The following is a 25,193-nucleotide window of genomic DNA, read 5'->3' on the forward strand; positions in this document are numbered from 1 at the left end:
GTGATGACGCTACCGGTTGTGTAGTCAGCTAGCTGATTCATTGCTGGCCTTTGAGGTGATGTGCGCTACGTGCATGCAAACGCATTGCGCAGTTTGCGGGGTAAGTTACGGAAATTGTTAAAATTGCAAAAAATATAAAATAATTGAAAAAATTATAATAAATGCCATCATCGCATAGGTGCTGCTTCAAACATACAATAATTTTTTGTAATGCTTTGGTATGTCGTTTTCCGCCACAGTGGGGAACGAACGGCCGTTGCATTCATTCCTCCGGGGCAACATGGGTGCCGAAGTTCTGTCACAGGCCATGAGCAGGGGGAATGCACAACGTATTTGATGAAGGGGAAGTGCTAAAAAAGCTGTCCCTGGCTTTGATCTTGAACTTGATCTTGATCTTGAATTTGACCTTTTTGCTTGATTTTGGCACCGCGTTTGCCCGACGCTGGCGAAGCTGTCCGTTTTTTGCGTGAGCCGTGTTTTTCCTGAATCGCCCCGGCTTCCGAGCGGGCGTCCTGCGTCCGGCGCAGGGCATAGAGTTTCTCTTTTGCTGCGGCCACTGCGCTGCGTTCCTCGACGATAGGTGCCGGGTAAGCGGCCGAATCCAGCTCGGGTACCCATTGCCGGATGTAGTGGCCGAGCGGGTCCTGGTCGCGCGCTTGCTTGGAAGGAGAATAGATACGCAGCGTGTTGATGCCGGTCGTGCCCGATTGCATCTGCATCTGGCTCCAGTGAATGCCCGGCTCGAAGTCCAGAAATTGCCGGGCCAGAAACAGACCCGGCTCACGCCAATGCAACCACAGGTGGTAGGCGGCAAAGCTGACCAGCATGGCGCGCATGCGGAAATTCACCCAGCCGGTGGCGCGCAGCTGACGCATGCAGGCATCCACCATGGGATAGCCGGTGCGGCCTTCGGTCCATGCGTCCAATTTTTCCTGGTCGATAGGCTGATAGTCCATGCCATCGCCCGGCCGCATGCCATTCACGGAGCGCGCCATGTTGCGCCATTCGATGGCGGGTTCATCTTCCAGTTTCTGCATGAAGTGACAGTGCCAGCGCAGACGGCTGGCGAATCCGCGCAAGGCGTAGGCTAGTCCCGTGTCGTGGGTGGTGGCAATGCAGGTTTCGGTGGCTTGATGGACGTTACGCATCGAGATGGAACCGAAAGCAAGATGTACGCTGAGACGGCTGCAGCCCGTGGCGGCGCTAAGGGGGCTAGACATGGCCTTGCGGTAATTTCTGGCTCGCCCCGACAGGAAACTATCCAATGTCGCCCAGGCAGCGCGCTCACCGGCGGGCGGTAAGGGCAGGGCAGGGGTGACAAGACCCAGATCGCGTAGCGTCGGCAAGGCATCCGGCGTCATGCCGGGAATGGTCGGGAAGCCTTCAACAGAGGGGGCTCGCGGCGCATTCATGCGCTTGGTCCACTGCGCGGCCCAGCCCGCTCTGGAGCGCAGACCCCGTATCACGCCCGTTTGCGACCACTCCTGCCAATGCACACCGCTGGCGCGGCACCAGCGAGCCACATCCAGATCGCGGGCATAACTCCAGCCGGGACCGGTTTCTTCGTGACTGAGCAAGTGGGTGAACCCGAATTCGCGACGCAGGGCTTCCAGCACATTGACCGCCGATCCGACACGGATCAGCAGAGACATGCCTCTTTCGGCCAGATCGCGTTGCAGCTCTCGCACGCAAGTCAGCAGCAAGCTGACATGGCGGGTATCGCATTCGGGACTGGTGAGCCATTCCGGTTCGATCACGACCAGACCGAATGCGGCCTCGAACAGCGTGGCTTCCGCCAGCGGTGCGTGATCGTGTATGCGCAGATCGCGCTTGAACCAGACCAATGCGCCGAGTGCGGTCATGCGTCCCCTGTGCTGTGGGGATTGGTCGGCAAATCGGGAACCGGGCTTTCATCGGGATGGAGAGCGGATGCTTTGTTGGCAGCGATCAAGGCCAGCAATTCCGCTGCGGTCTGGAGGCCGCGTGTTGTGCGCGTCCACCATTGCGAGAAGGAGGTACAGGGCCGATCCACCGCAGGAAACAACATCGGTGTCGGCTCACATTCGGCCCACTGCGCCAGCCAGGGCCGCAGGTGGGGTTCGCCGACGGTACGCACCCGGCGCGCGCGGCGCAATGCCTTGCCGACGCAATCGGCATTGCCGTACCAGCGCACGCTCGCCAACTCCGCCATGCGCGTGCCGACAAAGCGCCAGCGTGCTTCGTCCCAGGGCCATGCGTCGTGAAAATCGGAGAGGAAGAGGGCGATCACCACGGTATCCGGCGGCAGATCGGCTGGCAGCTCGCCCAGATTCCAGGGATGCAGCAGCCAGACTTCACGTCCCTCAATGCCAGCCGCATCAGGTACATCAGGTACATCAGGTACATCAGGTGCATCAGGTGCTTCAGGTGCGGTGGCGCTTATCCATGCGGGGGGTGCGCTCAGTAGCGGGGGTTCGGTCAGCCCCGCTCTCAGCAGATGGGCATTGCGCGGATTCCCTGATGCCTGCGCCGGACTGCGGGCGATCTTGTCCAGCATCTCGTAGGAGGTATCGACGATGCTGCCCGGACTGTGCCAGTCGGGCGGCGCATAGCGGGCGACATTTTCCGCGTTGAACAGGTAGGGCTTGCTACTGCCGGTGCCAGCCACCCACTGCCAGCTCAGGTGATTGCTGGCCAGGTCGCCGTCGAGCAAATGGGCGTAGAGCCAGTCGGCACCCGCACGCCAATGCACTTTGCGCAGATGCACGACATAGCTGGCCAGCCACATGCGCGCATGGTTGTGCAGTGTCCCTGTCGCGTACAGCTCGCGCACGGCCCTATCCACGACGGGAACGCCGGTGCGGCCTTCACGAATGTCGGCCGGGAGTTCCTCCGCATAGGTTTGCTCGGGTAGAGGGCCTTCATGCAGGGAAGTGAAAATCGCCTTGTCCTGTTGCTGCCAGACATGGCGGAAAAATTCGCGCCAGCCCAGTTCGTAGACGAATTTGTGCTGCATATCGAGCGTGTGGCGCTTACTCACGCCCCCCAGCACTTCTTCCAGCGTGACGAAGCCGTGTGTGATGTAGGGCGATAATGCGCTGACCGCGCCGCCCAGCGCATTGCGGGTGCGGGCGAAGGCGGCGGGTCTGACGGCGGCAATGCGGGATCGGGCTGCCTGGAGCGTTGGAAGCGTGGCGTCAAAAGCGAGGTTTTGCGCGAGGTCTTCAGGAAACAGGTCGTCGCTGGACTGCTCGGGTTTATGCCTTTGGCGCATGCCCGACCTCATTGCAGCGGATTGCCGTTGCGCGTGCGTTGATGGCCTGTTTATCGTCTTCACTCAGACGGGCCACATTTCTGACCTGTAAGGCCATGCGCGGATTTTTCCCCATCAGGCTTTCATGGCGCATCAGGAAATCCCAGTACAAGGTCGTGAAGGGGCAGGCGTCGTCACCGACTTTTTTTCCGGGATCGTAGCGGCAGCCCTTGCAATGCGGACTCATGCGCTGGATGTATTTGCCCGTGGCGATATAGGGTTTGCTGCCCATTACGCCGCCGTCGGCGTACTGACTCATGCCCAGCGTATTGGGCAGTTCGACCCACTCGACCGCATCGACATACATCGCCAGATACCAGCCATGCACCTGCTGCGGATGCACGCCGAACATCAGTGAAAAGAGGCCGGTCACCATCAGACGCTGGATGTGATTGGCATAGCCGTGGGCCAGCGTTTGCGTCAGGGCATCGCGCAGGCAGGCCATGTCGGTTTCGCCGGTCCAGTACCAGGCGGGCAGGTCGTGCTGCGCATCGAGTACGTTGCGCTCGGCGTAGTCCGGCATGAAGGTCCAATAGATGCCGCGTACGTATTCGCGCCAGCCCAGAATCTGACGGATAAAGCCTTCGACGCTGGCCAGCGGCGCTGCGCCCTGGTGGTACGCGGCTTCAGCGGCGGCGACCACTTCGCGCGGATTGAGCAGCTTCAGGTTGAGCGCGGCAGAAATGTGGGAGTGATACAGCCAGGGATCGCCCGGCCACATGGCATCCTGAAAGCGGCCGAACAGGGGCAGTCTGTCCTCGATGAATGCCTGCAAGGATTGCAGCGCCTGCTCCCTTGTGACGGGCCAGGAAAAACTGTCGAGCTGGCCGGGGTGGTCGGCGAATTCGGTGTTGACCAGCGCGATGACCTCCTGTGTCAGCGCATCGGGTGCGAAGCGGCTGCGCGGCGGCAATAAGCCCGGCCCTTTGGCATCGAAAGCCTCGCGGTTGTCTTTGTCAAAGTTCCACTGTCCACCCAGCGGCTCGTCGGCGGTGTCGCCAGTGCCCATCAATACCTGATGGCGCTTGCGTTGCTCGCGGTAAAAATATTCCATGCGCAGTGATTTGCGGCCTTTGGCATGGGCGGCAAACTCGTCGGCGGTGACAAAGAAATGCCGGTCTTCGCGCACTTCTAAAGGCAGGCCGGTGGCAGCGGCTACGGCCTTGATGGACTGGAGCACACGCCAGTCGCCCGGCGTGGTCATCAGCAGTTGCGTCGGTTTCAGGTGGAGGATATCGGCCTGTAGCTGGGCATCCAGACTGCCGGCGTTGTGGACGGCATCGAGCCGGGTGTAGTGCAGGGGATGGCTCTGCTCTTCAAGGGCAAGCGCGAAGTGGCGCATCGCTGACAGAAACAGTGCCGTGCGCGGCTTGCCCGACCACACATGGGTCGATTCTTCTGTCACTTCGGCCATCCAGACCATATCCTGCTGGGGATCAAAGCCATCGAAAGCGGCGGCATCCAGATCGAGCTGATCGCCCAGCACGACGATTAATGAACGCAATGAAGGTAATGAAGGTAATTTAGTCATGGGACGCCTTATTGCGTCGGCAAGCATCCGAGCAGTATTTGACCTCGTCCCAGTTCTTGGCCCAGCGCCGTCGCCAGCTCATGGGTAAACCGCAGGCAACACAGGGTTTGCTCGGTAAGTTGGCTTTGTTGCCGCGGTGCTGGGAGGTGCCGGGTGATCCATTCATGTTTATCCTGACTACTGCGATGTATCGAGCCTGAGTTCTGTCCATTGAAGGCTGGAATCCAGTTTATTTTTTTGGCGCAAATGATTTAGGGTGTTCAAGCGGATTAAATGCGAGTTTCTGAAATCCGTCATTCTGAATGGGGATTCGTTGATATTGTTAATCAACTCGCTGATCGTGGTTTCGATGGATTTATGCGGTTTTCCATCGGAGGCCAGCGATTTGTAGAGCGAAAAATCGACGCGGTATGAGCGCTTGTCCGGCGCGGCAGAGGGGTTGATTTTTACTGATGTCGTTGTCAGTACGTCTTTCACCGCGTAGGCCAGATCTTTAATGGTGTAATTCCACTCATCAAAGCCGACATTCACCGTGAGATAAGCGCCTGCTTTGATGTCGTCACGTTCTATGGCCCAAAGAATGGCTTTGCTCATTTCTTCCACATCGATGAGCGGACGCCACGGCGTGCCATCTGACAGTATTTCAATTTCATTTTTCAGCAATGCGCTGGCGACAAAGTCATTGAGCACCAGATCGAGCCGCAGCCGTGGACTTGCGCCGCAGGCCGTGGCGAAACGCAAACAAGTGACAAAAAAATCCTGGTCCGCAAAAGATTGAAGTTGTTGCTCGGCGTTTATTTTCGATTTGGCGTAAGCGGTGAGCGGGTTTAATGCCGAATCTTCACTCTTCGCTATCTCGCCACCAGCACCATAAACCGAACAGCTACTGGCGTACACAAACCGCTTTGCGCCATTCTTTTTAGCCAGTGCCGCAAATTGAATGGCGGCAAGTTCATTGATTTGTTCGGTCGGTATGGCGTAAACATTGCCCATCGGGTCGTTGGAAATGGCGGCCAGATAAATGACGTTATCGATGTCTTTCAGATGTTCTTCTTTGACGTTTCTGACGTCATCATAAATTTGCAGCGTCAGAAACTGCTCTGTCGTTTCAAAGGGATTGATGAAGCAGCCTGAAAAATAGGCATTGTCGAAACCAATCAGATCGGTGTCGGGTTTATTTTTTGATAAAAACTGAGCGAGTACCGGGCCGATATAACCAAGATTTCCCACGATCATGGTGCGGCTGGTTTTGCTGCGTACTGCTTGCTGTAGGTCTTTATTCATTGTCAGTCTCGTTGTTTAGTTCACCAAGAGTCTGATTTTACTGGTCGCAATTATTCCGGCATCGCTGAATCAGAAGTGCTTTCGTTGACGTCTGGATATGTTCATGTCCGCGCTTCAGCCCCGACTCGCAAAACTGGTTCCGATCAGACTCAGTGCCGCCACCACCGATAGCTGCAAGCGCATTGGCAAATACCACTGCGGCAATCCGGTATGCCGCATCAGTCGCCAGTCCTGCATGAAGTGGGCGGCAAAGCCGGCGGCGAGCAGGGCGCTGGCGGCGATCGGGTCGAGCAGCAGGGCAAGCCAGGCCAGCAGCGCAGGAATGACGCTCCAGGCAAAGCACACGGTACGCTTGCGTTCGCTCATGTCAGGTGCGCTCATCGCTATGCCCCAGTGCAGTGCGCCGACAAAACTCAGAATCACCGCGCCATAGTTCAGTAATAACTGTTGCCAGACGCCGCTGCGTGGCGCGTCCAGCAGGCTGGCGCTCATCAGGCAGACAAACGGGAGCAAGCCGCCGTACGCCAGCCATGCCACGATGCGAGGCATGCGCGACTGGCTCATTTGACCAGCGGCCGGATAGTCGAGAAGCCGCCATCCATTGACCAGACCTGTCCGGTGACCCGGGAGGCATGTTCCGACAATAACCACGCCATCAGATTGGCCAGTTCAGCGCTGCTGCCTATCCCCGGCAAGGGATACTGGCGTGCTGCGGCTTCGCGCACGGCGGCATTGGCTAACATGGCGGCGGAGGCCGGGGTGTCCATGATGCCGGGCGCGACGGCGTTGATGCGAATGCCTGCCGGCGCATGGGTGGACGCTGCGCCGCGCACCAGACCCTCTACGCCTGCTTTGGCCGCTGCGATGGCTTCGTGGTTGGGCGTGCCTATCCGCGCGGCCGCCGAGGATACCAATACCGCCGCTCCGGGGCTGCCAGCTTCGCGCAGATTGCCAATGAAGCCTGCCAGCGTATGAAAAGCGCTGATCAGATTGGCGTTGATGCAGTCCATGAAGTCTGCTTCGGCCATCCGGTGCATGGCGCCGAGGCGAATGTTGCCGACGCAATGGGCCAGCGCCGTTGGCACCAGCTCATGTTCGCGCGCCACCTTGAAGATTCGGCGCACTCCGGCAACGGTGGTGCAGTCGGCTTCTATTTGCAGATGCGCTTCACCATAGACATGCTTCAGACGGGCGAGATCGCGACCGGCAAGTACCAATATCCAGCCATCGGCGGCGAGTGTGGCCGCGAGGGCTTGTCCGACACCGCCTGTTGCGCCAGTGATTAAGGCAATTTTTTGCATAATTTTCTCCTGCGCACAAATGACCCTGGTAGCGAAAACCACTACCAGAACAACGCACAATTGAATTCTAGCTATAATGAACCGCTTTTGTCACATATAATTACGGTTCAATATCGGTTCATTTGTTGTTAATCTTGGTTTTTATGCCTTGGTCGGCAATTTTTTACGCAAGAATGCCCAACTTGAACCGGCACACAAAAGTATTCCTATCTATCCTGGGTTTTTGTTCTATTTGCGCCTGCACCATCGCAGGAAAACAGTGCCGGGCGTGATTGACGCAATGAATTTTTATGTCGGGAAAGTGCAAGAAATGAATTCACACACTCAAACCAAGGGCATTACCACTGTTTTTTTCGATGGGTCTTGCCCCCTGTGCCGAAGAGAAGTCAGCGTCTATCAACATGCGGTTCCTTCGACGCCGATCGAATGGGTGGACGTCAGCGTTCGTAGCGAAGGCTTGACGGATGGCCCCAGTTGCGGTGAGCTGATGGCGCGATTCCATGTGCAGACGGCAGAGGGCGTCTTGCTCAGCGGGGCAGCTGCTTTTGTATCGCTCTGGTTATTGTTTCCGGGCTGGCGCTGGTTGGGTAAGTTCGGCTCGCTGCCCGGCATGCCTCGTATTTTGGAACTTACTTACCGGGGCTTTCTGGTGATAAGACCCGGTATCCAGTGGATATTCAGAAGGATGGAGGCGAGGCATACGCCTCAAAAATGACAGGCGCCAGGGCAATGCATAAGCCGCTTGAATAAAAAGTAGCAAATTCGCAGAATAGTTTGTTTGTAAGTAAAAAATACCAATAAAAAAGGTTGTCATGAGTATTCATAATGAAGTTCACGGTTTTACTGTTAAAGCCCGCATTTGGGCTGGTTTCGCCCTGGTTTTATTGATGATGGTGATTCTCACCATTATCGGTATTCGGGAAGTCAATTCAATTTCCAGGGGACTCTCAACGATAGGGGATGTGAACAGCGTTAAACAACGCTTTGCCATTAATTTTCGCGGTAGCGTACACGACAGAGCCATTGCTCTGCGAGACGTCATCCTTGTTCCCAGCGAGGCCGAACTGGCGCCAGTGCTGGCGAAAATCGACAGTTTGTCGGCCGACTATGAGAAGTCAGCCGGGCCCCTGGACAAAATGTTCAACGAAGGCAAAGAGATCAGTGATGAAGAAAGGCGCATTCTGGCCAGTATCAAGGAGACGGAAGCTCGCACCCTTCCCATGATTAAAAAAGTCGTTGAATTGCGCCGTGCTGGCAGCGATGATCTGGCAAAGCAAATGATGCTCAGTGAGGCTCGTCCGGCTTTCGTCGAGTGGCTGGGCCGTATCAACAAACTCATCGATTTTGAAGAGAATCTGAACCGCAACGAGTCGGCTTTCGCGCGCGGTACCGCGAGTGGCTTTCAGACATTAATGTTGTTGATCTGCCTTGGCGCGCTTATTGTCGGCGCAGTGATTGCCACCTTGATCGTCCGTAGCATCATGAAAGCTTTGGGCGGCGAGCCAAGCAAAGCCAGTGCCATTGCCCGCAGCATTGCTTCGGGTGATCTGAGCGTGGTCATCGACATCGACTCTCGCGATCAGACCAGTGTCTTGTCGGCAATGAAAGAAATGCGTGACAGCCTGGTCGGCATCGTTGGCCGGGTGCGTAGCAGTACGGAAACGATTTCGACCGGCTCTGCGGAAATTGCCTCGGGTAACCAGGACTTGTCTTCGCGCACCGAAAATCAGGCATCGTCGCTGGAAAAGACTGCAACCTCGATGTCGGAATTGACGTCGACGGTGCAACAAAACGTCGAGAACGCGAAACAGGCGAATCAGCTGGCGGTTACGGCTTCAGGCGTCGCCGTCAAGGGTGGAGAAGTGGTCGCCCAGGTGGTCGTGACCATGGGTTCCATCAACGACTCTGCCAAAAAGATCGTCGATATTATTGCCGTCATTGATGGCATTGCTTTCCAGACCAATATTCTCGCCTTGAATGCGGCGGTTGAAGCCGCCCGTGCCGGCGAACAAGGTCGTGGCTTTGCGGTTGTCGCCAGTGAGGTGCGTAGTCTGGCGCAACGCTCGGCCGCTGCCGCCAAGGAAATCAAAACGCTGATCGGTGACTCGGTAGAGAAAGTCGATGCGGGCAGCAAATTGGTTACCGAAGCTGGCGGGACGATGGATGAAATCGTTGGCAGCGTCAAACGGGTGACCGATATCATGGCGGAAATCATGGCGGCCAGTCAGGAGCAGAGCGCCGGTATCGCGGAGGTTAATCAGGCCATCAGTCAGATGGATCAGGTAACTCAACAGAATGCTGCGCTGGTGGAACAAGCGGCGGCGGCGGCGGAGTCGATGCAGGAGCAGGCCAGCCAGCTGTCGCAGACGGTTGCTATCTTTAATCTTGGCGGCAGTCAGTCAGGGCAGTTCTATGAGGCTGCTCAGCCGCGGCCTGTCAAGACCAGCTTGCCTGTGCGCAAGTTGCCAGCGGTAGCGCCGGCATCGGGCAGTATCGCGCATGCCTCTGCCGCCAAACGCATCGCACCGGCACCGGCTGCCGCCGGGAAAGATTGGGAAGAGTTTTGATGCACCCTTGCGCTTAACTTAAATCGTAAATCGTAAATCGTAACTCGGAAGTCGCAAGTCGCAAGTCGCAAGTCGCAAGTCGCAAGTCGCAAGTCGGGGAAGGCTGTTGAGGTGCGCTGTTGATGTGTCCAGTCATTCAGTGCAGCGAGTGCAGCCGTTTCCAGCCCCTGTATGATCTGCCCGATGATCGATTCCTCCTCCAAACTCCTCCACATTGCCGGCCAGCCTGAACAGGCTGGCTTGTCCGCTTCTCAGCAACTCTTCAATCGCCTTGTCGAAGAAATAGAAACGCAGCGCACAGTGCTGGCGAGCTGGCAGGAAGGCATCCTGCTTTTTCAGCAAAAATATGCGGAAGAATTTGTGCCGCAGATCAAGCTATTTAACGGGCTGCGTGCCGATTTCGTGCATCTGCTCGATCAGGCTTACGACGAGAAAATATTCGACAAGCTCGACAAATCCAAAATCAAAGAGCTGATTTGCTCCATGGCGGAAGAGCTGATCGAAAATCATGGCGATGTCAGCCTGAAGTCGATTCTCGGCAAGTACCGTGAAAGCGATGTTGCCGACAATGCTGCCCCGAAATTCGCTGAGAACATTCTGGCGCTGGAAAACGGCGCGCCTGAGTTCGCCTCGCCCGAAGACATGATGGCGCACGCAGAAGCCGCCAGGGAAGCTCAAATGGAGCGGGACGCGCAGTTTCGGGAGGCGCAAAAAGCGCAGCATGACAAACGCAAGCGATCCGGCAAATCACGCGGCCAGCGCGTGCAAATGGAGCAGTTGCTGGAAGAAGCCAAAAAAATCAGCCATTCGATCCGCGCCGTGTATCGCAAACTGGCCAGTGCCTTGCACCCGGACAAAGAGCAGGACAGCATGGAACGCGAGCGCAAGACGGTATTGATGCAGCGGGTCAATGTTGCTTACGATCAGAAAAATCTGCTGGAACTGCTGGAGTTGCAACTGGAAGTCGAGCAGATCAGTCAGGCCGGCATCGACACCATGAGCGAAGAGCGGCTGGAGTACTACAACAAGGTGCTGACCAGTCAGGCCAGTGAGCTGCGGCGCGAAATTGCCGATGTCACGCAGTCCTTCAGCCAAAATTACCAGCTCTCGTTTGGCGCAAGCTCATCTCCTGCCAAAGCCATGCGCAGTCTGGAATCCGATATCAAAACCATCAAACGTGACATCGTCGGATTGAGAAACGATGTGCGGGCCTGCCGGGACAGTCAAAACATCAAAAGCGCGCTAAAAAACCAGCAGTTGTCTGTATAAATGCCCATGCCTCTTTTGAAACGAGCCCTCTGATGTCCGCTGTAACGCAAGCGCCTCCCACTCTTCCCTCTTCCGAAGAAAGCAGTCCTGCGCCTTACTGGCCGCTGTGGCTGGCCTGTCTGTGCGGCTATGCCGCGATCGGCATGACCATCCAGGTGATGCCCACTTACGCCCACAGCATGGGGGCGGGTGCGGTCGCTGCCGGGCTGGCGGTGACGGTAGGGTCGCTGGCGACGATGGTGGTGCGTCCGATCGCCGGGCGCTACGCCGACCGACATGGCGCGCGCGGCATCGTGATGGCCGGTGCCTTGCTGGGACTGGCGGGCGGGATCGGGCATTTGCTGGCCATGAATCTGACCACGCTGATTCTGGCGCGCCTGATTCTTGGCGCAGGCGAGGGCATGTTGTTTACCGCTTCGATAGGCGCAGTGCTGGCCTCGGCTGCGCCGGCGCGTCGCGGAAAAATCGCCGGCCATTTTGGTTTGTCGATGTGGCTGGGACTGGCGGGCGGGCCGATTATCGGCGCGGCGGTGCTGACTGTTGGGGGTTATCAAGGGGTGTGGCTGGTTGCCAGTCTGCTGCCGGCGTTTGCCTGGGTGTTGCTGGCGTTGACGCCGCGCTGGCAGGATTCACTGGCGCATGGCGCAAAAGGCACGCTGCGGCATGCCTTCTTGCCACGGGCGTCCTGGCTACCGGGCGTATCGAATGCCTTTGCTGGTATCGGTTATGGCGTGATTGCCGCGTTTCTCGTGCCGCGTTTTGCGGCCTTGCATCTGGCGGGGCAAGACCTGGCGCTGGCCGTGTTTGGCCTGGCCTTTATTCTGACTCGCTTCGTTGGCAGTCCTTGGGTTGATCGTTTTGGCGTCCGGCCGGTCTTGTTCATCGCGTTTTTGTGTGAAGCCGCCGGACTTGCCGGTCTCTCTGTTGCCGGAACGACTGCTGCCGGTTTTGCCTTCGCCGCTTTGACCGGCGCGGGTTTGTCGATGCTCTATCCGTGCATTGCCGCATGGGTCAGCAAGTCAGCCAGTCCACACGAACGTACGGCTGCGCTCGGCTCCGTCACGTCGGCCTGGGATTTGGGACTGGCGCTGGGTGGGCCGCTGGGCGGTGTCGTGGCGGGTGCATGGTCCGGCGGGCCGTTTGTGATTGGTGCGCTGGCTGCTTTGATCGCTACCTTGCCGCTGGTATTCAGATCGCGCTGAGGAAACTGCCTCAACAGCCAACTGCTGGTTCTTGTTAGCTGACTGGCGCAGCTAGTACTGCTCAGCGCAGTCGCTCAGGCGACCCTGCGTAAATTGTCGGCCTGCTTCGCACGACCATTTTTGATTCTTTGCCTTTTAGCAATGCCATAACGCTCATTTTCCGCGAGGGAGGTGGGCGTTTTTATTTTCCGTCTAATAAGCAATATTATGGAAAAGTTACCTGATATTAATTTTTTTTGGTTAATTATAAAAAATATTTTTATTTGATTAATGGTTTTGCATGTTGTATTTAAATGACGTTTTTATATAAATTAAAGTTAATTGATATAAATTATATTCCGTCATGAAATTAATATTTAATTATTTGTGAATGAGCATTAATTAAATATAAAAATTCACTTATAAAAATAGTTTATTTATTGTAATAATTGCATATAAAAATCATATTTATAATTAGATATGTAAATTATTATTAATTAATCGAGGAATTGCGCGCTACTTAATCAAATGCAAATACGCCGATATGGAGATTCGCTTATTTCTGATGTTGCGGAATGAGAGTCGTCAGGCTGGTAGTCGCAGCTAATTGAATAAATTTGGATAAATTTATCAAGGAGAAACGTTCATGGAGAGATCCACGCACCATCCAAAATTGAGCTTAGTTGTACTTGCCTTGACCGCTGCACTGGCCGCTATGGCACCCTCAGCAGTCATGTCCCAGACTGGCCCGATCAACATTAGCAGCGGTGATTTCGCTTTGCCCAGCGACGGTGTCATCACCGGGGCTTCGGTCGGTATTAATACCAGCGGTGCCATCGGTACGTTGAGCAATAGCGGTGCCATTAACGGCACTGGAATCGGCATTAGCAGCGCCAGCGGAACGATCGACACGCTCAATAACGGCGGCGTTATCAGCGGCGGCAACGGTGGCGGTATCGTTACTAAAGGCGGGATTGGCACGTTGATTAATAGTGGCACGATCAGCGGCGGTCAATCTGGTATCCGACTCAATGCCGGAGCGATCGGCATGTTGGACAACAGTGGAACCGCCATTGGTAACTCTTACGGCATTTGGCTCAACTTTGGTACGATCGGCACGCTGAACAATAGCGGAACACTCGGTAACACTGGCATCGGCGCTCCCGTCACCGGCATTATTATGAACGGCACGATCGGCACTCTGAGCAACAGTGGCAACATCGGCGGTCCGACGGGAATCCGGCTCAGTAGCGGTACGATTGGCGTACTCAATAATAGTGGCACTATCAGTGGCGACACCACCGGCATTTGGAACCTGGGTACGATCGGTACCTTGAACAATAGCGGCCTGATCAACAGCGCCGGGCTTGCTCTTAACCTTAGCCCAGCAGCCAATCAGGGCGTGATCACTAATTCAGGGACGATCGCGGGTGGTATCACCAATGCTTCGACGAACGATTTGACCATCAATGGCGGCACAGGATCTGTATTCGGGACTCTGACCGGTTTTGGCGGCACTATCGGCACCATCACCAATACCGCTTCAAACGTAGTGTTCGGTTCGGGCAATCAATTGCTTAACAGTCATATCAATGTCGGCATTAATACTGTGACGAATGTCGGCACCGGTACCTTGCAAGTCGACAATCCGATCAGCATTACCGGCAATTATAGTCAGGGCGCTAACGCAACATTGAATCTCGGAGGGGCCGGTGCTGTCACATTGGGCGGCGCTAGCGATGCCGGTGAAGGCCGTCTCATCGTGTCGGGTAGCGCGACGATAGCAGCGAATTCAACCGTGGCGCTGACGAAACTCAACAGCTACGGGTTTGCCCAGGGTCAGCGTTTCATCGCAGTTGAAGCGGCCAACAGCGGCACTAATTACAATGCAAATAATCTGGTCTACAAGGCCAACGGTTTTAATGGCACGGTGAAAGGAACGACAGTTCTCGATGGTGGCAATCTCTATTTACTGCTGACACTGGTTGGGGCCAGTAATCCAAGTAATTCGAACTCATCGTTACCGAGCACCGTTGCTCCGACGCCCGATGCCGAGGCAGCGCTGACTGGGCTGTTCGACTATAACGGCGTGAATCCCAATATGCTGAATTTGTTGGATGCGGTAGCTGCTGCCGGATCGTCAGCCGCCGCCAATCACGACGGCGCTCAATTGGGGCCAGCTGCGAATACTGGTGCGTCAAGGGAGGGGAGTAACGTGTCGACGCAGGCAGTACTTAATGTGTTGACGGCGCACCTTGATAGCCTGAATCTGGGATTGGGACGTACGGGTCTCGCCACAGGTGAGAGCGGGGCTAATCTGGCCATGTGGGGTCAGGCTTTTGGTGGTGTGAGCAATCAGGGGCAGCGTGATAGTGTGTCTGGTTACCGCGCCAATTACGGCGGGGTTCTGATTGGAGCCGATACGGAGGTTAGCGATCAGTGGCGGGCAGGCGGTCTGGTCAGCTATGCCAATACCTCGGTAAACGACAGTGGCGATAATGCCGGTAGCTCCACCCGAGTGGCTTCCTACGGGCTGGTCGCTTACGCTCGTTATACCAACAATCCATGGTATGTTGATTTGGAAGCTGGTGCAGTCAGGCAGCAATACAGTACCTCACGCAGCATCAGCTTCCCCGGTTTCGCTGGCACAGCGGAAGGAGATTTTAATGGTCTGCAATATATTACTGCGGTGCAGACAGGCTATCCGATCAAGCTCGGTGAGGGTTTGTTCAATGCAACCGTGACGCCGATTGCTGGGCTGACCTACAGCACTCTGCATCAAAACGGCTATACGGAAACCGGTGGTAATGGCGCCGCATTGTCTGTGAGTGCCGCCGACAACACGTCATTGAAGAGCGAGCTGGGTGCCAAGCTGGAGCGGTCGTTTGCTACCGATTATGGTGATCTGGTGCCGTCGGTGCAATTGAGTTGGCGTCATGAATACCACAATACCCCTCTGCAATCGGTGGCAAATTTTTCGGCGGATAGTCTGGGGACGACTACCTTCACGACGCGAGGGGCATCGCCGATTATGAACACTGCGGTGTTGTCCCTCGGGTTGACGCTGTTGCGTAGCGAGACGCTCACTCTCTCGGCCAAGTATGCGGTGGAAGCCGCGTCTGGCTACACCGCGCAAACCGCCTCGTTACGGCTACGGTACCAGTTCTGATTCTTTAAATGTTGTCAATACTGAAACGCTCATTTTCCGCGAGGGAGGTGGGCGTTTTTTTTGGTCTGTTAATAATATTTAAATTTAGATAATAATTAATCAATGGTAATTTAATTATTATTTAATTAATTATTGCAGTGAATAATAAAATATTTCAATTGGTTAAGTTAATTTTTGTTAACTATAAAAGTAGCATTTAAGTAATAATTTACTATCTATCAATGATCTATTAGTTTTATTAATATTTCCATATTGCAATTCTGTTTTATATATGATTCATTTTATGGTTGTGTTTGTGCGACATTTTTATTTGGATTAAATTTAATGTGATGAAACTTTAATTTTATTAACGTGTTGATTATTAAGAGGTAAATTATTTTTCTGATAAATTTAAGGGGTTAATAATTCATGCCGACAATTTACTTTCTATAAAGTAATTTTAAAATCACGCTATTTTCAAACAAATTAATAATTGTCTTGATATGATTAAAATCATGCGTCTATGATTAATTGGTAAATGCTTATTTGAAAAAACTTAATAATAAACAGAAATAAATACTCAGGGGCTCTAATCCAAATATGACCTTGATCACTTTGCCAAAAATCACACTGCTGACGACATTAATTCTGGCCGCTTATGCCATGTCGAAAGAAAGTTGTGCGCAGGAACTGAGTGCGCCGGAAGAGCAGGCCACTATCGATCCACGCTTTGTTCCTAATGTCACGCCGCCAGCGAAGACCAGCTCTGCGGAAACATTCGCCAATAGTCCGGGTATTCCTGGCGCGCTGGTACAGGAGTCGGTCAGGGGCGATCACGTTGCCCAACTGCCGATTCCCGCCCAGATTGATCAAGCGCACGATGAAGAAAGTGTGCCCCTCAATACTTTGCCCCATATCGGTGTGCGAGCGAGTCCCAAAGAGACGATAGTGCAGCGCGAAATTCAGTTTTTGCCTTTTGCCAAAACATTGGCAACAGGCAATCGTATTGAAGTCCAGTTGGAGAAGCAAAATATCGTTGCGGATGGTCTTAGCGGTATACGCCTGAAAATCATGACGCAAGATGCCGCAGGGCAAGCCATTACCACGCCGATATTGGTCAGGTTGGAAACCACTCTGGGACGGTTTCGCCTGGCAGATGGCAAAGAGGCTTCTATCGCAAGCATTGTCGTGACAGGAGGGGTCAACACCTTGCAGTTGATGTCTTCTCTTATTCCCGGCACTGCCAATATCCACATTAGCAGCGGAGATGTCGTTGCGAGTGGGAAATTGCATTTTCTTGCTGAACAGCGACCTTTGCTTGCGGTTGGAATTATTGATGTATCGCATTCTATCGGGCGCTCTGACAAGGACAGCAATGCCGCCAGTGTGGTCAATCCAGGATTTGAAGATAATTTTCTGGACTGGAGCGATGGGGACGGGTCTACCTACACGATTACCTCTAACCGTATGGCCGGCTTTATAAAAGGGACGATTTTTGACGACTATTTACTCACGGCTTCCTACGACAACAAAAAAATCAATAACAACAAGTATTTTTCAGATATCGACCCGAATGAGTACTACCCGAATTATGGCGATACCTCGGTTATCCAGTACGACGCGCGCAGCACAAGCAAGCTTTATGCGCGGGTAGATCAGGGAAAAAGCTACCTGATGTACGGCGACTACACTACGAATGACGGCAACTTGTCCCGTCGCCTGGGAAGCTATACGCGGACCTTGAATGGTGGAAAAGGCTATTTTGAGAACGACCAGTTCAGCGTTTTGTATTTTGCCGCCCGCACTGGCTATACCAAACAGGTCAATGAACAGCCGGCATTAGGATTGTCAGGCCCTTATACGATTGCCAATTCAGCGCAGGCGGTCTTAAATTCAGAGCAGGTGACCCTCGTCACGCGGGATCGGTTTCAGCCGTCTATCGTATTGCATACGGTGGCGATGACACGGTACGTCGATTATGATTTTGAGCCGTTTTCCGGGCGCATCATTTTTCGCAAACCGGTACCCAGCGTCGATGAAAATCTGAATCCGATATCGATCCGTATTGCCTATGAAGTAGATAAGCAGAATGCCAATCAGCACTGGGTAGCCGGGATAGATGGGGCTTATCGCATCAACTCCACGTTGACCGTGGAAGGGCGCTATGCAAAAGATGAGAATCCGCTGATTCCCAACAACCTGAAAGGGGCAACGGGACAAATCAATTTAGGCAAAGACACCCAAATTGTTGTTGACTATGCAACAAGTCAGGGATCAGAGACCTTGCCTGTGTCAGGCGCGTCCTTAAACCAGATTCCAGGCAGTGGCGCCTCTGCCGCAAATTTATCCGATTTGTCCGGCGACGCGAAAAGCATTGCCTTCACGCATGAAGATGAATCGCTCAAAGCGCATTTTTTGGCAACGAAAGTCGATGCCGGTTTTTCTAATCCCAGTGCGAATGTGACGCCGGGACGCAAAGAAGAAGTCGGAAATGCGGAATATAAAATCAATGATGACACCGCCATCGTGACGCGTGGGCGGCATACCAGCGATACCCTGAGCGGTGGTTATCAAACCGCGGGCTCCGCAGGTGTGCGCAAACAACTTACCCCGGCTTTACAGATAGAAGCGGGCATTAATCACGTCGATGAAAATTACTCGACTTCTCTCGGCAGTGGTTTGGGCGGCAATGGTTTCCGGTATGTATCAGGCAGCGGCGCGCTCGATCCCAACAGCGGGAGCAAGAATTTGTTATCCGACCCCTCTGCATTGCAATGTACTGGGGTGAAAGACTGCACGGTGGTCAATAAATATGATTCGGCCTATCTCAATGCAAAATATCAAATCACGCCGGCATGGTGGGTTTCTGCTGATGCGGAACAAGCCATCAATGGTAATAGCGGGCAGCGGGCCTCAGTCGGTACCGAATACACCATTTCCACATTAGGACGTGCCTACGGGCGCTATGAATGGACCGATGGTTTATCGGAAGGATTCGGTCTGGGCGACAACATGGGCGCCAGTAAACGTGCCGTCGTTGGACTCGATACCTCTTATATGCACGGCGGCAACGTCTTTGGCGAATACCGTGCCGGGGGTATTTCCGCCAACGACAACACCACCGCCACCGGGGTGCGCAATACTTTTGAGCTCACCCCCAATTTAGTCGCCACCGGCTCGTATGAACGTCAGCTATACCGTTCCCAATCATTGGGAATGCAAACCGCGAACGCTGTCACGTCAGGACTGGATTACGTGGGCGATCCGATGTGGCGCGCGGGAGGTCGTTTGGAATATCGCATTTCCAATACGCAGCAAGATTGGCTATCGACCATGCAGGTGACGCATAAACTAGATCAAAGCTGGTCCTGGCTGGCGCGTGACGTCGTATTGAAATCGCGTCCCTTGGGCAGCGATAACAGCTTGCGCAATAATCAAAATCGCTTCCAGCTTGGGCTGGCGTATCGCGATATGGAAACCAATCATTTAAATGCCTTGTTGCGCTACGAAAATAATATCAATGTCAGCGGACCATCCGATGACCGTACGGACTCTCGCAATAACGTACTGGCGGCCGGAGCCAATTATCGGGCCGATCCTAAATGGACTTATAGCGTTTCCACTGCCTGGAAATCACAGACGGATCGTCTCAGCGGCGTAAGCAGCAGCTTTAATGCGGCCTTGATTTCGGGACGCACCATGTACGACATCAATGATCGTTGGGATGCGGGAATTCTGGTATCGCATGCCTGGGGTGGCGGTGTCCGTGATTCCGGATATGGCGTGGAAGCCGGTTATCAACTGATAAAAAATTTATGGGCTTCCGTTGGCTACGTTACCGGACGGTATGCCGACAGTGAAATGTTTGCCACCAATAGCAGCTGGCGTGCCGTCTATTTCAGATTGCGCTTCAAATTTGATGAAAATGTATTTAATCGATCCTGATAAATAAGGCCGTCGCCATAAAAAATAATGGCGGAGTGCGCACTGGCGTTGGCGTACCTCATCCGCTTATTGCGCGCTTGCACTGCAAGTCTGATGCAAATACGTTCGCTCAATGCGTGACGGTTCCATGAACAAGATGCCGGTAAATAGATAAGCATATAACCCTGGATGAGGCATGAGAATGTTCAATCGATTAAATGACTTTTTCCACCGGCGGATGTCGTGGTTGGCGCATGGTCATGCGTTCAAAAATAGGCGGATGCAGATGTTGATGCAGATAAGCAAGCATGCCTGCTTCGGCAAGGGATTGGTCGTCGGCATGATGCTGGGGATATGGGGCGTGCTTCCCGCTCAGGCGGGGATTGGGGTGAGTTTTGATCCGACGGAAACGACTTTAAATCAATTAGGTAACACTGGCGGGAATATTTTTACCCCTCTTGTGTGTCCTTCTGGACAAGTCATTTCAGGTCTTTCAATATGGGGAAACTATGACATACAGGGTAAGTGTTCGCGAATAGTGGTGGATCACCTGGTTCGCAGCAGTGATACAACCCTTAGAGCCCAGGCAATACTGAGTACTACTCACACTAAGAACACTGCGGATTGCCCGGATGGAGAGGCGTTGACCGGTTGGCGGCCAATGACTGATAGTACAAGCCCATTTATAGATAATATTCAAGTTTCTTGTTCTACGTTTGCGATCAATCCCGCTTCCTCTCCCCCTCTCACAGTAGGTCCGTCTACTCTAAAGGACTTTGCGAAGCCGCCGCCGTCGCCAAGTTTTCCTAACAGCTATACCCACTCTGTTTGCCCTCCTGGTAAGCTTTCTACGAAAATTAATGGTGCTGTGGGCGATAAACTGGACCGTGTAGGACTTACTTGTATCGGTATTGCGATACAAAAAGTGACAGTGACTTTTGATCTGCCGCCTTCCATCACTGACTACAGCCTTTTTTCTGTCAACTTAACTGACGCCACTGGCCCTACACCGTTTCCAGCCTCAGCGACGAATACCGCGACCCACTACATGACCAGTGGCAGTTATGCCGTCACTCCCATCGTCTCACCGGCATACATTGTTACCTCCAATACCTGCGGCGCTAATCTCACGCTGGCCAATAATGTAGATGCTGCTTGTACTGTTAAATACGAGTTACGGGTGCCAAATCTTGAGCTGACTAAATCGGCGCCTAATCCCTCCTTGGTCGTTGGCGTCACTTCTGAATACACCTTGAGTGTGACCAATAACGGAACGGGGCCTGCCACAAGCGCGACGATTCAAGACCAATTGCCGATTGGGATGGATTATGAGTCGTCCACGGGAACCAATTGGGCCTGCACTAACAACAGCGGCTTGCTCACTTGTACCTACAGTGGAACGATTGCTGCTGCTGGCACTGCGGAAGTGAAAATCCGGGCAAAGCCGGCACCCACTATAGCGTCGCCGGCGATTAACCATGCATCGATTGATACGACAGGCGGCACCGCTCCACCGCTACCGGGGGCAGCTTGTGCCGGTGCCGGTTGTACGACGGAGAGTGGCGGCGGTTCCACCGTCGGGAGAGGAATTAACTTAACGCTGGCGAAGGCCGCGCCTAGCCCAACTTTGGCGGTGGGGCGATCCTCTAGCTATGTGTTAACCGTGACCAACTCAGGGACGGGGCCAGCCACAAGCGCGACGATTCAAGATCAATTACCGAGTGGAATGGATTATGAGTCGTCCACGGGGGCAAATTGGGTTTGCATCAACAACAGCGGTTTGCTCACTTGCACTTTTACTGGAACGATTGCGGCGAGCGGCGGCACACAGGCGCTCACCCTCCAGGTAAAGCCGACGCCCACTATAGCGTCGCCGGCGATTAACCGCGCATCGATTGATACGACAGGCGGCACCAATCCACCGTTACCGGGGCCAGCTTGTAGCGCTACCGGTTGTACGACGGAGAGTGGCGGCGGCACCACCACCGTCGGGAACGGAATTGATTTAACGCTGGCGAAGGGCGCGCCTAGCCCCGCTTTGGCGGTGGGACGATTATCTAGTTATGTGTTAACCGTGACCAATAATGGTACGGGGCCTGCCCCAAGGGCGACTGTTAAAGATCAATTGCCGAATGGAATGGGTTATGACTCGTTCACGGGGACCAATTGGAGCTGCGCTAACAGCAGCGGATTAGTCACGTGTACTTTCACGGGAACGATTGCGGCGAACGGTGGCACGCAGGCGCTCACCATCAAGGTAAAGCCGACACTCGCTTTAGCGTCGCCGGCGATTAACCATGCCTCGATTGATCCTACCGGCGGCATTAATCCACCGGCACCGGGGGCAGCTTGTACCGGTCCCGGTTGTACGACGGAGAGTGGCGGCGGCTCCACCGTCGGGAGCGGAATTGAATTAACGCTGACGAAGGGCGCGCCTAGCCCCGCTTTGGCGGTGGGACGATTATCCAACTATGCTTTAACCGTGACCAATGCAGGAACGGGAGCTGCCACAAGCGCGACGATTAAAGATCAATTGCCGGGCGGGATGGATTATGAGTCGTTCACGGGGACCAATTGGAGCTGCATTAACAGCAGTGGTTTGCTCACTTGCACTTACGCCGGGACGATTGCCGGGGGCGGTGTTGCGCAGACGCTCACCATCAAGGTAAAGCCGACACCCACGATGGTGTCGCCGGCGATTAACCATGCCTCGATTGATCCCACAGGCGGCACCAATCCACCGATACCGGGGCCAAGTTGTAGCGGTGCCGGTTGTACGACGGAGAGTGGTGGCGGCTCTACCGTCGGAAGCGGAATTAACTTAACGCTGACGAAAGGTGCGCCCAGCCCCGCTTTGGCGGTGGGACGATTATCTAGTTATGTGTTAACCGTAGCCAACACAGGAACCGGGCCTGCTGCAAGCGCGACGATTAAAGATCAATTGCCGGCTGGGATGGGTTATGAGTCATCCACGGGAACCAATTGGGGCTGCGCTAACAACAGCGGCCTGCTCACTTGCACTTACACGGGAACGATTGCCGCGGGCAGTGGTGCGCCGACGCTCACCCTCCAGGTAAAGCCGACACCCGCTTTAGCATCGCCAGCGATTAACTATGCCTCGATTGATCCCACAGGCGGCACCACGCCACCGGTACCGGGGCCAGCTTGTGGCGGTGCCGGTACCGGTTGCACGACGGAGAGTGGCGGCGGCTCCACCGTCGGGAGCGGAATTAACTTAACGCTGGCGAAGTCCGCGCCTACCCCCGCTTTGGCAGTGGGGCGATCCTCTAGCTATGTGTTAACCGTGACCAATACAGGAACGGGGGATGCTGCAAGCGCGACGATTAAAGATCGATTGCCGGGTGGGATGGATTATGAGTTGTTCACGGGGACCAACTGGGGCTGCATTAACAGCAGCGGTTTGCTCACTTGCACTTACACCGGGACGATTGCTGCGGGCGGGAGTGCGCCGACGCTCACCATCCAGGTCAAGCCGACACCCACTATGGCGTCACCGGCGATTAACTATGCCTCGATTGATCCCTCAGGCGGCACCAATCCACCGATACCGGGGCTAAGTTGTAGCGGTGCCGGTTGTACCACGGAAAGTGGCGGCGGCACCACTGTCAGTAGCGGAGTGAGCTTGGCGCTGGCGAAGGGCGCGCCTACCCCGGCTTTGGCAGTGGGGCATTCATCTAGCTATGTATTAACCGTGACCAATAATGGAACCGGGCCAGCCACAAGCGCGACGATTAAAGATCAATTGCCGGGTGGCATGGATTATGAGTCGTCCACGGGGACCAACTGGAGCTGCATTAACAGCAGCGGTTTGCTTACTTGCACTTACGCTGGAACGATTGCTGCGGGCGCTGCTGCGCAGGCGCTCACCCTCCAGGTAAAGCCGACGATCGCTATCGTGTCGCCGGCGATTAACCACGCTTCGATTGATACTACTGGCGGCACCAATCCACCGGTACCGGGGTCAGGTTGTGGTGCTGCTGCTGGTTGTACGACGGACGGTACTACCGGCGTAGTCGGCAGCGGCGGCGCTTTGACGCTGGCGATTGCGGCGGCGGCACCGCCTTTTGCCGTGGGGCAGCAATCCGGCCATGTATTGAAAGTGACCAATACTGGCGTGGGGATTGCGTCAAGGGCGAGCGTCCGAAGTCAGTTGCCGCCCGGGCTGCAGTATGTGTCGGTAAGCGGCGCAGGTTGGACCTGCACTGAAAGCGGTGGTTTGGTCACCTGTGACTTCATTGGTGCGATTGCGGGTGGCGGCATTTCGGAATTTACCCTCAATGTCATCCCGAGAATCCCTATGTCGGGCGCTACAGTGGTTAATTACGCCTCGATTGATCCGACAGGCGGCAGCAGCCCACCGATACCGGGGCCTGCCTGTACCGGAGCGGCTTGCACCACTGATGGGGGGAGCACAGGAGCCCTGCAAAATTTAAGCCTCACTAAATCTGCGCCTTCACCGGCGTTGACGGTAGGCCTTAATTCCGCCTACACCTTGACGGTGACTAATAGCGGCAGCGAATTGGCACCGACGGCGACGGTTAAGGATCAGTTACCGGCGGGGATGAGTTATGTCTCGGCAACGGGGGCAAATTGGACCTGCGCTGACAATAATGGTTTGGTCACCTGCAACTTCGTTGGCGCGATTGCTATTGCCGGAAAGGCGGCAGTCAATCTCACCGTCATACCCAAACCGGAGGCGGCAGGGAATCCGGTGATAAATTATGCATCGATTGATAAGACAGGCGGGGCAAGTCCACCGACGCCGGGCGCAGGCTGCACTGATCCCGGTTGTACGGTAGGTGAGGGTGGCCCCCACGTCATTGGGGGCGGCACGGATTTATATATTGAAAAAACCGCCAATAAGGCAGAAGCCAGTATTGGTGAGATCGTGTTGTATCGCCTCAAAGTGACTAATCCAGGCCTTGGCGTGGCGACCAATGTGAAAGTCGAGGATCGTTTGCCGCTTGGATTCAGATATATTCCAGGAACCACCCGCGTGCGTAATGCCAAGGGTGCGGCAACGGCCATCGCTGATTCGGGTGATGCAAAATTAAGCAGAGTCATCCCCATTGGAAATATTGCCGCCAAAGGTGCGGTCGAATTATCGTATCGGGTGCGGGTTGGTATCGGCGCCCAACGTGGCAATGGCACTAATAGTGCGCGAGCGTTTGCTGCCAACGGCCCCCAATCGCGGGTAGCCACAGCAAAGGTCAAGGTAACCGGAGGGGTTTTTACGACGGATGCCTGTATTTTGGGCAAGGTCTATACCGACTGCAATGGCAACCGCAGGCAAGATGCCGGCGAAGTTGGCATACCCAAGGTGCGCCTGTACCTGGAAGACGGGACCAACATGACGACGGATGCCAACGGCAACTACAGCATTTGCGGCGTGCGCCCGCTTACCCATGTAATGAAAATCGACCGTTCAAGTTTGCCGGCAGGCGCCACGCCCTTGATCAGTTCCAATCGCAACAGCGGCGATCAAGACAGCCTGTTTGTCGATTTGAAAAATGGGGAATTCCATCGGGCAGATTTTCTGATTGATGCCTGTACGGCAGAGCAGAAAAAGGCGATCAGGACGCTGAGGTCTACGGAGGAAAAAGCAGCCAATGATCGCCGCAAGTCAAATTATGATTTTAAATTTAAATCCAATTGATTTTGCCCTGCTGAGCGTA

At 54.6% G+C, this 25,193-nt stretch carries 14 protein-coding genes; 7 read left to right on the forward strand and 7 right to left on the reverse strand.

Annotated elements, in window-relative coordinates:
* Nucleotides 1-350: 350 nt before the first annotated feature.
* The 7 genes from RGU70_RS10715 to RGU70_RS10745 all read right to left on the reverse strand — a co-directional run bounded on the left by RGU70_RS10715 (nucleotide 351) and on the right by RGU70_RS10745 (nucleotide 7,408).
* Nucleotides 351-1,862 carry an FAD-binding domain-containing protein gene (locus RGU70_RS10715; RefSeq protein WP_322209378.1) on the reverse strand — a complete coding sequence of 504 codons (1,512 nt, stop codon included), beginning with the start codon at nucleotides 1,860-1,862 and terminating at the stop codon, nucleotides 351-353.
* Nucleotides 1,859-3,253: an FAD-binding domain-containing protein gene (locus RGU70_RS10720; protein ID WP_322209379.1), complete on the reverse strand. Its 1,395-nt coding sequence runs from the start codon at nucleotides 3,251-3,253 to the stop codon at nucleotides 1,859-1,861. The genes RGU70_RS10715 and RGU70_RS10720 overlap by 4 nt, the downstream gene beginning before the upstream one ends.
* The gene (locus RGU70_RS10725) at nucleotides 3,237-4,823 is read right to left on the reverse strand and encodes a cryptochrome/photolyase family protein (RefSeq protein ID WP_322209380.1); all 1,587 of its coding nucleotides are present in this window, start codon (nucleotides 4,821-4,823) and stop codon (nucleotides 3,237-3,239) included. Before RGU70_RS10725 ends, RGU70_RS10720 begins: the two co-directional genes overlap by 17 nt.
* Complete coding sequence (locus RGU70_RS10730; RefSeq protein WP_322209381.1) at nucleotides 4,816-4,989, reverse strand: DUF2256 domain-containing protein; 174 nt, start codon at nucleotides 4,987-4,989, stop codon at nucleotides 4,816-4,818. Before RGU70_RS10730 ends, RGU70_RS10725 begins: the two co-directional genes overlap by 8 nt.
* 11 nt (nucleotides 4,990-5,000) lie before the next feature.
* On the reverse strand, nucleotides 5,001-6,107 hold the full coding sequence (locus RGU70_RS10735; RefSeq protein ID WP_322209382.1) for an SDR family oxidoreductase: 1,107 nt from the start codon (nucleotides 6,105-6,107) through the stop codon (nucleotides 5,001-5,003).
* A 114-nt stretch (nucleotides 6,108-6,221) separates the two neighbouring features.
* Complete coding sequence (locus tag RGU70_RS10740) at nucleotides 6,222-6,656, reverse strand: DUF3429 domain-containing protein (RefSeq protein ID WP_322209383.1); 435 nt, start codon at nucleotides 6,654-6,656, stop codon at nucleotides 6,222-6,224.
* Nucleotides 6,657-6,667: 11 nt separating this feature from the next.
* Complete coding sequence (locus RGU70_RS10745; protein ID WP_322209384.1) at nucleotides 6,668-7,408, reverse strand: SDR family NAD(P)-dependent oxidoreductase; 741 nt, start codon at nucleotides 7,406-7,408, stop codon at nucleotides 6,668-6,670.
* Between the two features lie 148 nt (nucleotides 7,409-7,556).
* Between RGU70_RS10745 and RGU70_RS10750 the strand changes: the two genes are divergently transcribed.
* The 7 genes from RGU70_RS10750 to RGU70_RS10780 all read left to right on the forward strand — a co-directional run bounded on the left by RGU70_RS10750 (nucleotide 7,557) and on the right by RGU70_RS10780 (nucleotide 25,174).
* Nucleotides 7,557-8,123, forward strand: coding sequence for a DUF393 domain-containing protein (locus RGU70_RS10750; RefSeq protein WP_322209385.1), 567 nt, complete (start codon nucleotides 7,557-7,559; stop codon nucleotides 8,121-8,123).
* A gap of 97 nt (nucleotides 8,124-8,220) precedes the next feature.
* Nucleotides 8,221-9,975, forward strand: a complete 1,755-nt coding sequence (locus tag RGU70_RS10755; RefSeq protein WP_322209386.1) for a methyl-accepting chemotaxis protein — start codon at nucleotides 8,221-8,223, stop codon at nucleotides 9,973-9,975.
* 183 nt (nucleotides 9,976-10,158) lie between these two features.
* On the forward strand, nucleotides 10,159-11,244 hold the full coding sequence (locus RGU70_RS10760; protein ID WP_322209387.1) for a molecular chaperone DnaJ: 1,086 nt from the start codon (nucleotides 10,159-10,161) through the stop codon (nucleotides 11,242-11,244).
* 32 nt (nucleotides 11,245-11,276) lie between these two features.
* The gene (locus tag RGU70_RS10765; protein ID WP_322209388.1) at nucleotides 11,277-12,446 is read left to right on the forward strand and encodes an MFS transporter; all 1,170 of its coding nucleotides are present in this window, start codon (nucleotides 11,277-11,279) and stop codon (nucleotides 12,444-12,446) included.
* 712 nt (nucleotides 12,447-13,158) lie between these two features.
* Nucleotides 13,159-15,594 carry an autotransporter domain-containing protein gene (locus RGU70_RS10770; RefSeq protein ID WP_322209389.1) on the forward strand — a complete coding sequence of 812 codons (2,436 nt, stop codon included), beginning with the start codon at nucleotides 13,159-13,161 and terminating at the stop codon, nucleotides 15,592-15,594.
* 579 nt (nucleotides 15,595-16,173) lie between these two features.
* A complete protein-coding gene (locus RGU70_RS10775) occupies nucleotides 16,174-19,518 on the forward strand; it encodes a hypothetical protein (protein WP_322209390.1) in 3,345 nt (1,114 codons plus the stop codon).
* Between the two features lie 1,027 nt (nucleotides 19,519-20,545).
* Nucleotides 20,546-25,174 (forward strand): hypothetical protein, encoded by a 4,629-nt coding sequence (locus RGU70_RS10780; RefSeq protein WP_322209391.1) that lies wholly within the window; start codon nucleotides 20,546-20,548, stop codon nucleotides 25,172-25,174.
* Nucleotides 25,175-25,193 lie beyond the last annotated feature (19 nt).

The sequence above is a fragment of the Herbaspirillum sp. RTI4 genome, from assembly GCF_034313965.1.
Classification (GTDB): Bacteria; Pseudomonadota; Gammaproteobacteria; order Burkholderiales; family Burkholderiaceae_D; genus Herbaspirillum.